General features: G+C 70.9%; 11 protein-coding genes. 9 read left to right on the top strand and 2 right to left on the bottom strand.

What is annotated here, in order from left to right; genetic code table 11:
• The 4 genes from hmgA to ACQEVG_RS11255 all read left to right on the top strand — a co-directional run bounded on the left by hmgA (window position 1) and on the right by ACQEVG_RS11255 (window position 4,678).
• Window positions 1–1,344 carry a homogentisate 1,2-dioxygenase gene (gene hmgA / locus ACQEVG_RS11270; protein WP_432980795.1) on the top strand — a complete coding sequence of 448 codons (1,344 nt, stop codon included), beginning with the start codon at window positions 1–3 and terminating at the stop codon, window positions 1,342–1,344.
• A 13-nt stretch (window positions 1,345–1,357) separates the two neighbouring features.
• Window positions 1,358–2,107, top strand: a complete 750-nt coding sequence (locus ACQEVG_RS11265; protein WP_432980792.1) for a GntR family transcriptional regulator — start codon at window positions 1,358–1,360, stop codon at window positions 2,105–2,107.
• 112 nt (window positions 2,108–2,219) lie between these two features.
• The gene (locus ACQEVG_RS11260; RefSeq protein ID WP_432980789.1) at window positions 2,220–3,380 is read left to right on the top strand and encodes a type ISP restriction/modification enzyme; all 1,161 of its coding nucleotides are present in this window, start codon (window positions 2,220–2,222) and stop codon (window positions 3,378–3,380) included.
• Between the two features lie 89 nt (window positions 3,381–3,469).
• Entirely contained in the window at window positions 3,470–4,678 is a 1,209-nt protein-coding gene (locus tag ACQEVG_RS11255; RefSeq protein ID WP_432980786.1) for a CaiB/BaiF CoA transferase family protein, read from the top strand.
• A gap of 153 nt (window positions 4,679–4,831) precedes the next feature.
• Here the strand turns inward: ACQEVG_RS11255 and ACQEVG_RS11250 are convergent, their stop codons facing one another.
• Window positions 4,832–5,095: a hypothetical protein gene (locus tag ACQEVG_RS11250; RefSeq protein WP_360882177.1), complete on the bottom strand. Its 264-nt coding sequence runs from the start codon at window positions 5,093–5,095 to the stop codon at window positions 4,832–4,834.
• Window positions 5,096–5,374: 279 nt separating this feature from the next.
• Between ACQEVG_RS11250 and ACQEVG_RS11245 the strand changes: the two genes are divergently transcribed.
• The 4 genes from ACQEVG_RS11245 to ACQEVG_RS11230 all read left to right on the top strand — a co-directional run bounded on the left by ACQEVG_RS11245 (window position 5,375) and on the right by ACQEVG_RS11230 (window position 11,727).
• The gene (locus ACQEVG_RS11245) at window positions 5,375–6,910 is read left to right on the top strand and encodes a DUF4331 domain-containing protein (protein WP_432980784.1); all 1,536 of its coding nucleotides are present in this window, start codon (window positions 5,375–5,377) and stop codon (window positions 6,908–6,910) included.
• Window positions 6,911–6,973: 63 nt separating this feature from the next.
• The gene (locus ACQEVG_RS11240; RefSeq protein ID WP_432980782.1) at window positions 6,974–8,398 is read left to right on the top strand and encodes a tetratricopeptide repeat protein; all 1,425 of its coding nucleotides are present in this window, start codon (window positions 6,974–6,976) and stop codon (window positions 8,396–8,398) included.
• Complete coding sequence (locus tag ACQEVG_RS11235) at window positions 8,395–9,972, top strand: nickel transporter (RefSeq protein ID WP_432980780.1); 1,578 nt, start codon at window positions 8,395–8,397, stop codon at window positions 9,970–9,972. Before ACQEVG_RS11240 ends, ACQEVG_RS11235 begins: the two co-directional genes overlap by 4 nt.
• 42 nt (window positions 9,973–10,014) lie before the next feature.
• Complete coding sequence (locus tag ACQEVG_RS11230) at window positions 10,015–11,727, top strand: serine/threonine-protein kinase (RefSeq protein WP_432980778.1); 1,713 nt, start codon at window positions 10,015–10,017, stop codon at window positions 11,725–11,727.
• On the opposite strand, the gene ACQEVG_RS11225 is transcribed toward ACQEVG_RS11230, so the two are convergent.
• Window positions 11,711–12,520, bottom strand: a complete 810-nt coding sequence (locus ACQEVG_RS11225; RefSeq protein ID WP_432980776.1) for an SGNH/GDSL hydrolase family protein — start codon at window positions 12,518–12,520, stop codon at window positions 11,711–11,713. The two genes, ACQEVG_RS11230 and ACQEVG_RS11225, sit on opposite strands and share 17 nt — an antisense overlap.
• 173 nt (window positions 12,521–12,693) lie before the next feature.
• On the opposite strand from ACQEVG_RS11225, the gene ACQEVG_RS11220 reads away from it, so the two are divergent.
• On the top strand, window positions 12,694–13,170 hold the full coding sequence (locus tag ACQEVG_RS11220; RefSeq protein WP_432980774.1) for a hypothetical protein: 477 nt from the start codon (window positions 12,694–12,696) through the stop codon (window positions 13,168–13,170).
• Window positions 13,171–13,405 lie beyond the last annotated feature (235 nt).

Raw genomic sequence — 13,405 nt, 5'->3', positions numbered from 1 at the left:
ATGAGCGGCATCGAGCAGGCGCGGAAGACGGCCGACGGCCTTGGGCACTTGTCGGGCTTCGGCAATGAACACAGCTCGGAGGCCGTGCCCGGCGCGCTGCCGCACGGGCGGAACTCACCGCAGCGCGCCCCCCTCGGGCTGTACGCGGAGCAGCTGAGCGGCTCCGCGTTCACCGAGCCCCGCACCCACAACCGCCGCTCCTGGCTGTACCGGATCCGCCCCTCCGCCGCGCACCCGCCCTTCGTACGCATCGACAACGGCGGTGTTCGCAGCGCGCCCTTCACCGAGACCGTCCCCGACCCCAACCGGCTGCGCTGGAACCCGCTGCCCGAGCCCGCGCCGGGGACCGACTGGCTGGCCGGCCTGTGGACGCTCGGCGGCAACGGCGACGCGACCCAGCGCACCGGTATGGCCGTGCACCTCTACCACGCCAACGCCGCGATGACCGACCGGGTGTTCAGCGACTCGGACGGCGAGCTGCTGATCGTGCCCGAGCGCGGTGGGCTGCTGCTGCGCACGGAGCTGGGGCTGCTCGCCGCCCGGCCCGGCGAGGTGGCGCTGATCCCGCGTGGCGTCCGCTTCCGGGTCGAGCTGCTCGACACGGTGTCTGACGGCGGGCAGAGCCCGACCGCCCGCGGCTATGTCTGCGAGAACTACGGGCAGCCCTTCCAGCTCCCCGACCTGGGACCCATCGGCGCGAACGGCCTCGCCAACGCCCGGGACTTCCTCGCGCCCGAGGCTGCGTACGAGGACGTCGAGCGCCCCGTCGAGGTCGTGAACAAGTTCTGCGGGAACCTGTGGGCCGCGACGTACGACCACTCGCCGCTCGATGTCGTCGCCTGGCACGGCAACCATGTTCCGTACGTCTACGACCTGCGGCGTTTCAATGTGATCGGGACGATCTCCTACGACCACCCGGACCCGTCGATCTTCACCGTGCTGACGTCGCCGTCCGACACCCCCGGGCTTGCGGGCGTCGACTTCGTGGTCTTCGCGCCGCGTTGGCTGGTCGGCGAGGACACGTTCCGGCCGCCGTACTTCCACCGCAATGTGATGAGCGAGTACATGGGCCTGATCGAGGGCGCGTACGACGCCAAGGCGGAGGGCTTTGTCCCGGGCGGCGGTTCGCTGCACAACATGATGTCCGCGCACGGGCCCGACCGGGAGACCTTCGACCGCGCGAGCGCCGCCGAGCTCAAGCCGCAGAAGATCGACGACGGGCTTGCGTTCATGTTCGAGACACGGTGGCCGGTGACCGCGACCGCGCAGGCGGCGAACGCGGACCATCTGCAACAGGGGTACGACGACGTGTGGCAGGGTCTTGAGCGCCACTTCAGGTCGTAGTACGGAGTACGCCGTGACCGCCTTTGCCCCCGACTCGCTGGTCCTGAACCGCAAGCTCCCGCTGTGGTACCAGGTCTCGCAGTCGCTGCGCGCCTCGATACTGGGCCGGGCGCCCGAGGCGTCGCTGCGACTGCCGACCGAGGAGCAGCTCGCCGCGCACTACGGCGTCAGCGTGCTGACCATGCGCCAGGCCCTCAAGGAGCTGGAGGAGGAGGGCCTGATCAGCAGGCACCGGCGGCGCGGCACCTTCATCGAACCCGGGGCGCGGCGGGGAGCGCCGAGGCGGCTGATGGGCTCGATCGACGCGATCGTGGCCCAGCAGTCGGGCGAGCGGACCACGATCCTGGGGCACGGCCCCGAGCCGGTGCCGGGCGAACTCGCGGAGTACTTCCCCGAGGACGCCGAGGTCGTGACGTACCGGCGGCTGCGCTGCGACGGCGAGAGCGGCGAACCGACCAACTGGGCGGAGAACGCCGTCCGTCCGGACATAGCGGAGCGAATCGACCTCGCCGACCTGGAGCGCTGGCCGATGACGAAGGTGCTGCGGGACGGGGTGGGGGTGCGGATCAGCCGGATCACGGACACGGTGGAGGCGCGGCTCGCCGACCCGCAGACGGCAGAGCTGCTCAAGGTGCCGCTGCTGAGCCCGATCCTGCACTACACGGGCGTGACGTACGACGAGTCGGGCCGCGTGGTGGATGTGGCGAGGATCCGGTACCGGGGGGACCGTTTCTCCTTCTCGGTCACCGTCGACGCGGAGTGAACCTCCTGGTGGCCCCGCGCGCGGTTCGCCCGTGAAACCCGCCACCGAACAGCAACCACCAGTGCCCCCAGGCCCACGGCGACCACGAACCTGGGTGACTTAGCATTTCCGCATGCCGAAGCTGGACGAGCTCATGCCGTGGGGCACCGCACCCCTGCGGCTGGGGCGGCCCTGGGTAATGGCTCCGGATGCCGCCTCGCTCAAGGCTCGTTGGGATGCCCTGATACGGGCCGGGGGCGACGAGCGGGACGCGCTGTTCGGGTGCACCCGCTCCCGTACGCCGCACAGCGCCGTCAGTCAGCTGCCCGGGCAGAGAACGGGGACCGTCCGGTTCGTACGGGAGGACGGGCGCTGCCCGGCGCCGGTGCGGGTGACGCACGGGCCCTTCGACCAGCAGTGGCTGATCCCCGACCACCGGCTGATCGACACCGCCCGGCCCGAATTGTGGCGGGTCGCCGACGATCACCAGGTGTTCGTCGTGGAGCACGGATGGGTGGCGGAGGCCTCCGGGCCGGCCGTCAGCGTCTCTGCCGTACTGCCCGACGGGCGCTCCCCCGCCGGACGGCCCGGGCGTATCCGGCCGCTGTACCGCCGTCCCGGTGGCATCGAGCCGAATCTCGCGCCCGGACTGCTGTCCGCCCTCAGCGGCCGGTACGGGCACCAGGTCGACGCCGGCGAGGTGGCCGCCTGGATTGCCGCGGCCGCTCGGTCCACGGCCGCCGGATGCGTGGTACCGCTGCCCGCCGACCCTGACGTCTGGCTTTCCGGTGTGGAATTGGGACGGCGGATGACCGGGATCCAGCTGCGCGGCGCCCGCGGCGGAGAGCGCCCCAGACTGCCCGGGGGCCGCCGGCCGTATGTACGTGCCGCCGTGCCCGCGCGGCCGGATGCGATCGCGTATGACGCCGATGACGAGGTGCTGAGCCTGGGCGAGGGCCGTATCTCTCCCGTGCCCGCCGAGGCCTGGGACTTCCACGTCGGTGGCGTACGCGTCCTTGAGCTCTGGTTCGAGCGCCGGACCGTCGCGGGCGAACCGGGCACGCTGGAGGCGATCCGGCCCCCGGCCTGGCCGCAGGAGTGGACCTCCGAGCTTCTTGAGCTGATCACCGTGCTGGCTCTGCTGGGCGAACTCCTGTCCCAGCAGCGGGAGTTGAAGGTGGGATCGGAGCTGGAGCTGCCGGGCGTGCTGCCGCCGCCCGGCGCGGCCCGGCGGCCCGCCTCCGTACTCGATCACCACGAAGAAGGCCCGGAGGGTCAGTTCGCGCTGCTGTGAGGGTAGAAGGAGTCGCGTGTCACCCGGAACGGCCCCCGAGCGGCCAGGGGGGTGACAAACGTGGCACCTACACGATAGGTACGGCTGTTATGAGCCACCCTCCTGCCGGCCCGCCACTCCCCCTCGACGGGATCACGGTCGTCGCCGTCGAACAGGCCGTATCGGCGCCCTTCGCCACGCGCCAGCTCGCCGATCTCGGCGCCCGCGTCATCAAGATCGAGCGCCCTGACGGCGGAGACTTCGCGCGTGGATACGACACGGCGGCCCGCGGGCTCGCCTCGCACTTCGTCTGGTGCAACCGCGGCAAGGAGTCCATCGCCATCGATCTGAAGGACCCGCGCGGCCTCGACATCGTGCGTCAGCTCGTCGCGGACGCCGATGTATTCGTACAGAACCTCGCCCAGGGAGCGGCCGCCCGGCTCTCTCTGGACGCGGCCACCCTGTGCGCGGCGCACCCGCGGCTGATCGCCGTGGACATCTCCGGGTACGGCGCGGAGGGACCGTACGCACACAAGCGCGCCTACGACATGCTCGTGCAGTGCGAGGCGGGTCTGGTGTCGGTGACCGGGACCGCGGAGCAGCCGGTGAAGGCGGGCGTTCCCGCCGCCGACATCGCGGCGGCGATGTATGCCTTCTCCGGCGTGCTCGCCGCCCTGCTGCGGCGGGGCACCACGGGGCTCGGCGGGCCGGTGGAGATCTCGATGCTGGATTCGCTGGCCGAGTGGATGGGGCATCCGCTGCACTACGGGATGCACGGGGGCGAAGCCCCGGCGCGCACCGGGGTCGCGCACGCCGTCATCTCCCCGTACGACGCCTACTCCACGGCGGACGGCGGACAGGTCCTGCTGTCCGTGCAGAACGACCGGGAGTGGCGGCGGCTGGCCGAGCAGGTGCTCGGGCGTCCCGAACTGGCGCATGACCCGGTCTACGCGACCAACACCGCCCGCACGGCGAACCGGGAGAAGACCGATGCGGCGGTGGCCGCGGTGCTGGCCCGGCTGAGTACGGCGGATGCGATCGGGGCCCTGGAGGCGGCGGGCATCGCGTGCGCCCGGCTCAACAACGTGACGGACGTGGCCGCGCATCCACAGCTCGCGGCGCGGGACCGCTGGCGAGAGGTGGACTCCCCGGTCGGACCCCTGCGGGCGCTGCTGCCTCCGATCACCCTGCCGGGCGGGCCGGAGGCGAGGATGGGTGCCGTTCCCGCACTGGGCGAGCACACCGACGCGCTGCTGAAGGCCCTGGGGATGACGGATCAGGCGACAGCGGGGCTGCGCCGGGACGGTGTGATCGCCTGAGCGCATGAGGGGACGGATGAACTGCGGAGGGGATACCGAGAATCCGCCGACGCGCCCAGGTCAGGGAGCGCGACGGCGGCGCGGCCGACGAGCGGGGTGCCGGGCGCCGCTCGAGCCGTGGCGAAGCCGCGGGCCCACCAGGGACCCGCGGGCCTACCGGCGGCTCCCGAACAGCGAGCGACGCAGCCGCCGAAGCGGCGCGAAGAGCGAGACACGCGCGCTCCTGCTCCTTCGGGTGTGCGCCACATCACGCGAGGTGAGCTCGCGCATCAGCGACGTCGCCTCGGCCGACTCGCGCTGCGGGACCACAGGGCCACCGAGCACCGAGAGATGGCGGTCGAGACGCGAGCTGGTCGCGCTGCTCCCACACGTGATCGCAGGCACTCGCGCCCTGCTGCGCACCGTTATCTGTTCCATGTCACTCCCCACCCGTACGAGGGCACCCGGCCCCGGGCAGATTAACCCTATCGCCCCGCCATGACACTCGTGTATCCCGGGCGCAGGATTCACCACACCTGTACGCGAGTTGACGACCAGTCTACGGATCCATCTGTTTCCAGGGCGAGTTGGCCCCCGCGTCAGCGAACGCGCTCGGCCTTCGAAGAACTTCTCGGACTTCTGACCAATCCGCTCGGCCCTCCGCACCGAATGACTGGCAATGAAGCTCGACCAGCACTCGCGTGAAGGACAGATTCGATGACCGCACTCAGCAGCAACGGGCGGGGGGCCCGGAGGCTCGCCGCACTCGCCTGCGTGGCGCTGGCCACCGGGGCGCTCGTGGCTTCCGGCGTGACCGGTCTGGAGCCGGGGACGGCCCGGGCCTCCAGCCACCGTGAGGCTCCGCTGATCTCCGGGCAGCCTCAGTACGACAACACCGACGTATACGCGTTCGTCAGCCCCGACAAGCCCGACACCACCACGATCGTGGGCAACTTCCTGCCGTTCCAGGAGCCGGCCGGCGGCCCGAACTTCTTCAAGTTCGCCGACGACGCGCAGTACGACATCCACATCGACAGCGACGGTGACGCCCAGGGCGACCTGATCTACCGGTGGACCTTCAAGGACCACGTCAAGAACGGCAATACCTTCCTCTTCAACACCGGCCCCGTCACCGCGCTCGACGACCCGGACCTCAACATCACGCAGACGTACGACATCGATCTGCTGAGGCTGAAGAACCAGCATGTGAAGCACTCCACAAAGATCGCCGACGATCTGCCGGTGGCACCGTCGAACGTGGGCAAGGCGTCCATGCCGGACTACCAGAGCCTGCGCGACCAGGCGGTGAAGCAACTCCCCGGGGGATCGACGGCGTTCGCGGGTCAGGCCGACGATTCCTTCTTCGCCGACCTGCGCGTCTTCGACCTGCTCTACGGCGCGAACCTCACCGAGGTCGGCAACGACACGCTCAAGGGCTACAACGTCAACTCCATCGCCCTGCAGGTGCCGACCGCGTACATCCGGCAGTCGGAGGAGCAGCCCATCGTCGGCATCTGGTCGACCACCCAGCGCAAGAGCGCGAGCGGTCACTGGAAGCAGGTGTCCCGGCTCGGCATGCCGCTGGTCAACGAGGTCGTCATCCCCGTCAAGGACAAGGACAAGTTCAACGCGTCCCACCCGTGGAACGACGGTGACTTCCTGCAGTTCGTGACCCAGCCGGAACTGCCGAAGCTGATCGAGGGCATCTACAAGATCAAGGCCCCGGCCGAGCCGCGCGACGACCTGGTCTCGGTGTTCCTGACCGGCGTCGACAAGCTCAACAAGCCGCCGCACGTCCGCCCCGCGGAGGCGCTGCGGCTCAACACATCCATCCCGCCGAGCGCGGAGCCGAAGAGGCTGGGCGTGCTCGACGGCGACAACGCCGGATTCCCGAACGGACGGCGGCTCTCGGACGACGTCCTGGACATCGCGCTCCAGGTGGTCGAGGGAGAACTGGTCGGCACCAAGAACGACTTGGGCGACGCGGTCAACGAGAACGACCAGAAGTTCAGCCACTCCTTCCCGTATGTGGCGCTGCCGACCTCCGGCTCGCGGGGCCCGCTCGCCAAGGAGGCCGCGGCCAAGGACGCCCAGGGCAACCTGCTCACCGGTGGCGCGTCGTCGGCGGCATCCAGCAGTGACGCCACCAACACGACGCTGGTCGTCTCGGCCGTCTCCGCGGGTGCGGGTGTGCTGCTCGTGGCCCTGGGGCTGGGCTGGTGGCGGATGCGGCGCCGCAATCTGTACAGCTGACCGGGACACAGCTCAAAACCCTGCTACGACGCAAACGCTCCTACGAACCGAAAGGGCAGACAGATGTCCCTGCGAAGGGCGCCAGACACGACCGCGGCCACCGGCCGCGACCCGGGCGGCCGGGAGCCGGGTCCCCGGTCCGGGGCTGGCCCCCGGACCGGGGCGGGGAGGGTCTGGGGGCTGCTGCTTCCCGCCGGGACGCTGGCCCTCGCCCTCACCGTGGGCGTCGTCATGGCGGGCGGTGCGGACCGGGAGCCCTCGACGGCCCGCACTGCCGCACCCGCCGCGGACACACCGCTCGACCGGATAGGCACCGGTGACCTCGCCCGGGGGGTCACCGGCCTCCAGACGCATCTGCGGGCCCAGCCCAAGGACGCCCGGGGGTGGGCGACGCTGGGCGCCGCCTATGTCGAGCAGGCCAGGACCAGCGGTGACCCGACCCGGTATCCGCAGGCCGACAAGGCACTGGCCCGCTCGCTGGCGCTCCAGCCGCGGGACAACGACGCGGCGCTCGCCGGCCGTGCCGCACTCGCGGCGGCGCGGCACGACTTCCACGGCGCGCTGCGCGAGTCGGAGGCGGCGCTGAAGGTCAATGCGTTCAGCGAGCGGGCGATGGCCTCCCGCATCGACGCTCTTGTCGAACTCGGCAACTACGAAAAGGCGTTGGCGGCGGCCGAGCAGGCCGACGACCGACGTCCCGGCATCCCCGTCTTCACGCGCTATGCGTACGTACTGGAGCTGCGTGGCGATGTCGCCGGGGCCCGCCGGGTGCTGAACATCGCGATGAACTCGGCCTCCTCCCCCGGCGACATGGCGTACGTATCCACGGCTCTGGGCCAACTGGAGTGGAGCCAGGGAGCGTACGCCCCGGCGCTGAAGTACTTCACCACGGCGCTCGATGCGGACCCGGGGTATCTGCCCGCGCTCGAGGGGCGTGCCCGCACCCAGGCCGCGCGCGGCGACACCAAGGGCGCCGTGTCCGGACTCGAAGCGGTGGTGGACAGGCTGCCGCTGCCGGGACAGCTGGTCGCGCTGGGTGAGCTGTACGAGGCCTCGGGTCGCAAGGCCGACGCCCGCAGCCAGTACGAACTGATCGGCACCTGGACCGAGTTGGCACGCGCCAACGGCGTGGACACCGACCTGGACACCGCGCTCGCCCTGGCCGACCACGGCGACAAGGCACAGGCGCTTACCGCCGCCCGCGCCGAGTGGAAAAAGCGCCGGACCGTGCACACGGCGGACGCGCTGGCCTGGGCCCTGCACGTCAACGGCCGTTCCGCCGAGGCGCTGCCGTACCTCGCCACGTCGGCACCGGCCGGCTGCCGCAACGCGGTGTTCCTCTACCACCGCGGCATGATCGAGCGGGCCACGGGCAAGACGGCGGCCGCCCGTGCCTCGCTCACCGCCGCGCTGAAGATCAACCCCGGTTTCTCCCCCACCGGTTCACGCGCGGCCCGGGCCGCACTGCAGGCTCTGGAGGCGTCATGAAGAGGCGTACGACCGCCGTCGGCGCGGCGGTCCTGATCGCCGGGGCCGCGCTCGCCGTGCTGCCCGCGGGGACGGCCGCCGCGCATCCCCTGGGGAACTTCACGGTCAACCGCTACGACGGGCTGCTCGTCGCGCCCGGGCTGCTGAGCGTCGACCATGTCGAGGACCTGGCGGAGATCCCCGCCGCCCAGGCCCGCTCCAGGGTCGACCGGAACGGCGACCGGGAGATGTCCCCCGCCGAGCTGTCCGAGTGGGCCAAGGGGCGCTGCCAGGACGCGGCCCGGGGCAGCCGGGTCACCGTCGAGCGGCGCGCCGTCGCGCTCACGCCCGGTGCGAGCACCGCCGAGGTACGCCCCGGGCAGGCCGGGCTGCCGACGCTCCGGCTCGAGTGCAGACTGACGGCCGAACTGCCCGACGGCCAACAGACGATCGGGTTCCGGGCGGCGGGCAGCGGCAACGGACCGGGCTGGCGGGAGATCACGGCCCGCGGCGACCGGATGACGCTCGCCTCGTCCGACGTCCCGCACGCGTCCACCTCACGGCGGCTGACGCAGTACCCGAACGGGCAGCTCTCCTCGGCACCCGACGTCACGACGGCCGCGCTCTCGGCCGTGCCCGGCGGCGCGCCCGCGGCGACGGACCGGGAGGAGGCCGCGGCCCCGGCCTCCGTACTGCCCCGCGGCGCCGACCGCTGGACGCAGGCGCTGACAAATCTGGTGTCCCGCCGCGAACTGACCATGGGATTCGCCGCGCTGGCCCTGGCGACCGCGGTGCTGCTGGGCGCGCTGCACGCGCTCGCGCCGGGCCACGGCAAGACGGTGATGGCGGCCGCGGCGGCAGCGGGTGGGAAGAACTCCCTGCGTGACGTCCTCTCGCTGGGCGCGTCGGTGACGATCACGCACACGCTCGGGGTGTTCGCACTCGGCGGTCTGATCGCGGTGGGTTCGGCGGCGGCGCCGTCCGTGGTGGCGTGGCTGGGCGTGGCGAGCGGCGCGCTGGTGGCGGTTGCGGGGGTGGTGCTCGTACGAAGGGCATGGCAGAACCGCGGCGATGCGCATGGGCACGCGCATGGGCATTCCCACGGGCACGGCCACGGGCACGACCATGGGCAAGGGCACTCCCATGGGCACGGACAGAGCCACAGCCACGACGACGGGCACCCGGACGAGCACGGCTCGAGCCATGGCCACGCGCACGGGCATAGCCACAGCCACAGCCACGATCACCGAGCGCTCGGACTCCGCTCCACCCTTCTGCTCGGCTTCGCCGGCGGGCTCGTCCCCAGCCCGTCCGCCGTCGTCGTCCTCGTCGGCGCCGCCGCGCTCGGCCGCGCCTGGTTCGGCCTCCTGCTCGTCCTCGCGTACGGCCTCGGGCTCGCCCTCACCCTCGCCGCCGCCGGCTTCGCCGCGGTCCGGCTCGGCGAGCGCGCCTCCCGTCTGCTCGCCGAGCGCAGCCGCCGCAAGGGACGGCTCTTCTCCGCAGTTCAGCGCGTCATGCCGCTGGGCACCGCCTGCGTCGTCCTCGCCCTCGGCTGCGGATTGGCGCTCAAGGGGGCGGCAACAGCACTTGCGTGAGCTAACTTGGGGTAGTTGCTCTGCTACCGATGGGGGCTCGCTGTGAGCGAAGTGCCGGGTGATGAGCGGCTGGTGGTGGGGCGCTACCGCCTGCTGAGCCCCTTGGGCGAGGGCGGGATGGGCGTGGTGTGGCGCGCCCGCGACGAGCTGCTGGGCCGGGAGGTCGCGGTCAAGGAGGTCCGCGCCCCCGCCGCCCTCGGCACCAACGACGAGCGGCGGCTGTACGCCCGCCTGGAGCGGGAGGCCTGGGCCGCCGGCCGGATCTCGCACCGCAATGTGGTGACCGTCTACGACGTGGCGACCGAGGACGGCCGGCCCTGGATCGTGATGGAGCTGATCCGCGGGCTCGCGCTCTCCGATGTGCTGGACGCCGAGGGGCCCCTCCCCCCGCAGCGAGCCGCGCACATCGGCGCGGAGATCCTCGCGGGCCTGCGCGCGGCGCACGACGCGGGGGTGCTGCACCGGGACGTGAAGCCCGGAAACGTACTCATCGGCAATGACGGCCGCGTGGTGCTGTCCGACTTCGGGATCGCGACGGTCGAGGGGTCCTCCAACCTCACGATGACGGGCGAGCTGATCGGCTCTCCCGAATTCCTCGCCCCCGAGCGGGCGCTGGGGCGTACGCCGGGGCCCGAGTCGGATCTCTGGTCGCTGGGTGTCCTGCTGTACGCCACGGTCGAGGGCAACTCCCCCTTCCGCCAGAACACCCCGCTGAGCACACTGCGGGCCGTCGTCGACGAGGAGCTGCCGCCACCGCACCGGGCCGGTCCGCTGGGGCCGCTGATTGCGGGGCTGCTGCGCAAGGACCCGGCCGAGCGGCTTTCGGCGCAGGAGGCCGAGCGGCAGCTGCGGGTGGTGGCCGCGGGCGGTGGCGCGGCCCGTACCGCTGCGCCGCTGCCCGGTCCGTACAGCCCCACCGTGGGGGCCGGTTCACCCACCCCGGTCGTGCATCCGCTGCCGCCCGCGCCCACCCCGGTGCCGGGTCCGGCCACCACGGCCACCACCGGTGTGCCGCCCGACCGCGCCCGGCGGGCGACGGTGGTGCTGATCGCCGGGGTTGCCGTGCTGCTTCTCGCGATCGGCGGCCTCGCCTGGGCACTGGTCCAGAAGGACAGGACCCAGGGCGCCGGGAACAACAACGGCCGCAGCGCGCCCCCTGCGACGGGCAGTTCGAGCGCCGGTCCGGGCAGCACGCCCTCCGCCCCCGGAGGCGGAACGGACGGCGGCAACGCGGACAACACAGGCAACAGCGGAAACAATGGCAACAACGGTGGCGGCGGCAATGGCGGTGCGCACACACCGCCGCAGACCGTCAGCGTCTACGCCCAGAGCGTGCAGGGCAGTTACTCGGGCAGTTGCCCGCCGCCCGAAGCGGAGGCTCCGGCCTTCCGCGCGACGATCACCGTGGGGCGTACCCCGGCGACCGTCGACTACCGCTGGGCGACCAAGAGCGGGGAGAGCTCCGGCTCCGGCTGGAAGACGCTGGACTTCGCCGCCGGGGGCTCGAAGCAGAAGCAGGTCAGCCATATCGAGCTGACGTACAAGCAGGACGGGACGCACCACGACCGGATCCGGGTGGAGATCCGGAGTCCGGTCGAGGTCCGCTCGAACTGGATCGACTTCTCTGTCACCTGCCATCAGGAGACCCCGACGGACGGGGGCTCCTACACGCCGAACACACCCGCCGGGAACGCGACCGCGCCGGGCGCGGCCGCAGCGGGCGCCGGCTACGCCGTGTTCAGGCGTGCGAGGTGAAGACGGGCAGATAGCCGCCGGAATGTCCGGCGGCGGTGGGGTGGTAGGACTCGCCGATGTTGAGCCAGTTCACGCTGTGCAGCCAGGCCGACCCGGAGCAGATCTCGTGTCCGGTGAAGGGGGGCACGACATCGGCGAAGTCGTAGCCGTGGTTGGCCGCGCGCTTTGCGATGGCGGCATTGAGATGGTCCGCGGCCGAGTTGATCGCGGCCCTCTTCTTCTCGGTCATTCCGGCGATGCAGCTGCCGCTGAGCTTGTAGAAGCGGGGGTAGCCGAGGACGACGACGCGGGCGGCGCTCGCCTTGGATCTGATGGCCGAGTACACCGAGTCGAGCTTGCCGGGCAGGGTGGTGTCGACGTACGCGCGAGCCTGGTTGATCCGGTTGATGCAGTTGGACTCGGACTGCAGGACGCACGTGGTCATGACGTCGGAGAAGCCGGCGTCATTGCCGCCGACCGTGAGGGAGACGAGGTCGGTGGCGGAGCTGAGGGGGCCGAGTTGACCGGCCGTGACATCACCCGTACGAGCGCCTGAGCAAGCGGTGAATGCGAACGACGAGGGTGAATGCGCGGCCGCCCAGAGCTTGGGGTAGGCCCTCGTGCTGCGCTTGCAGTCGCCGCTTGCGCTGTCGTAGCTGCCGGCTCCGACGCCTGATGAGTACGAGTCGCCCAGGGCCACATAGTCAAGGGCGAGAGCGGTGTCCGTGGCCTGAGCCTGGCCGGCACCGGTGAGAGCGAGGACGACGCCGAGGAGGAGTGAGGAGGAGAATGCCGTGATTCGGGACAGTTTCATGGAACCTCCCTTTAGCAGGATCTCTGCCACAACTTTCGTAGCAGCGCCCATACTTCACTGGAAGTGTCCATGCCAAGAATGTTTCCGTAGGGCTTCTTGACGGTGCGTCGCGCACTGCGCAGCATGGAGGGTCAGCAACCGGAACATCCGGCGCCTTGGGGGGCAAGTCGGCCATGCCGACGATCAGAGACAAGCTGTCAGCAGTCCGGAAAAACCTGCTGCCGCCGCTCGCCGGCGCCGCGTGCGCCGTCTCTGCGGCAGGAGTCGCACTGGCAATGGCCGGCGTTCACTCGCCGCTGCGCGCTCCGTTCGTCCTCTTCTTCCTGTTCGCGGGACCGGCCGGCGGTCTCGCCGCCGCGCTTCCCCGACTGGACCCAGCGACCCGGGCAACCATGGCCGCGACCGGCGCGATCGTCATCGATCTGGCGGTGGCCCAATCACTGTCGTCGCCACGTGTTCTGACGGTCGACGGGGGCATCACGGCCGTCGCCATGATCACCGCACTGCTCTTCCTCTGGGCACTCGGACGGCGAATCCGGAATCCAGAACACCTCAATACAGCCGACCGATTGATGAAAGGGATCAAGACAATCGGATCCGGACTGTTCGCATCCGAAGGACGAATCAGTATCAAAAAAGTAAAAAAGTGAGTCCCTGTCCCAGGTCTTGTCATACAGTCCTAATTATCAATACCGTCGTACATCCACCCGCAACGGACCATCATGCAAAGCGGCTCTAGGGGAGGGCTCAAGCGTCGCGATGGCTTCGGAGCGGGGCGCGGTAGGGGGGTGCCGTGCTCGGTTTTCGCGCTCAATCCGAGCCGTACGCCGCGCGGTCAGTTTTGCCAGCTCACCCACCAAGTACGGAGCCGCTTGCCGTCATGGG

This window comes from Streptomyces sp. CA-135486 (assembly GCF_050936555.1).
In the GTDB taxonomy this organism is placed as follows: Bacteria; Actinomycetota; Actinomycetes; order Streptomycetales; family Streptomycetaceae; genus Streptomyces.
This window is presented reverse-complemented; position numbering and strand designations above follow the sequence as displayed.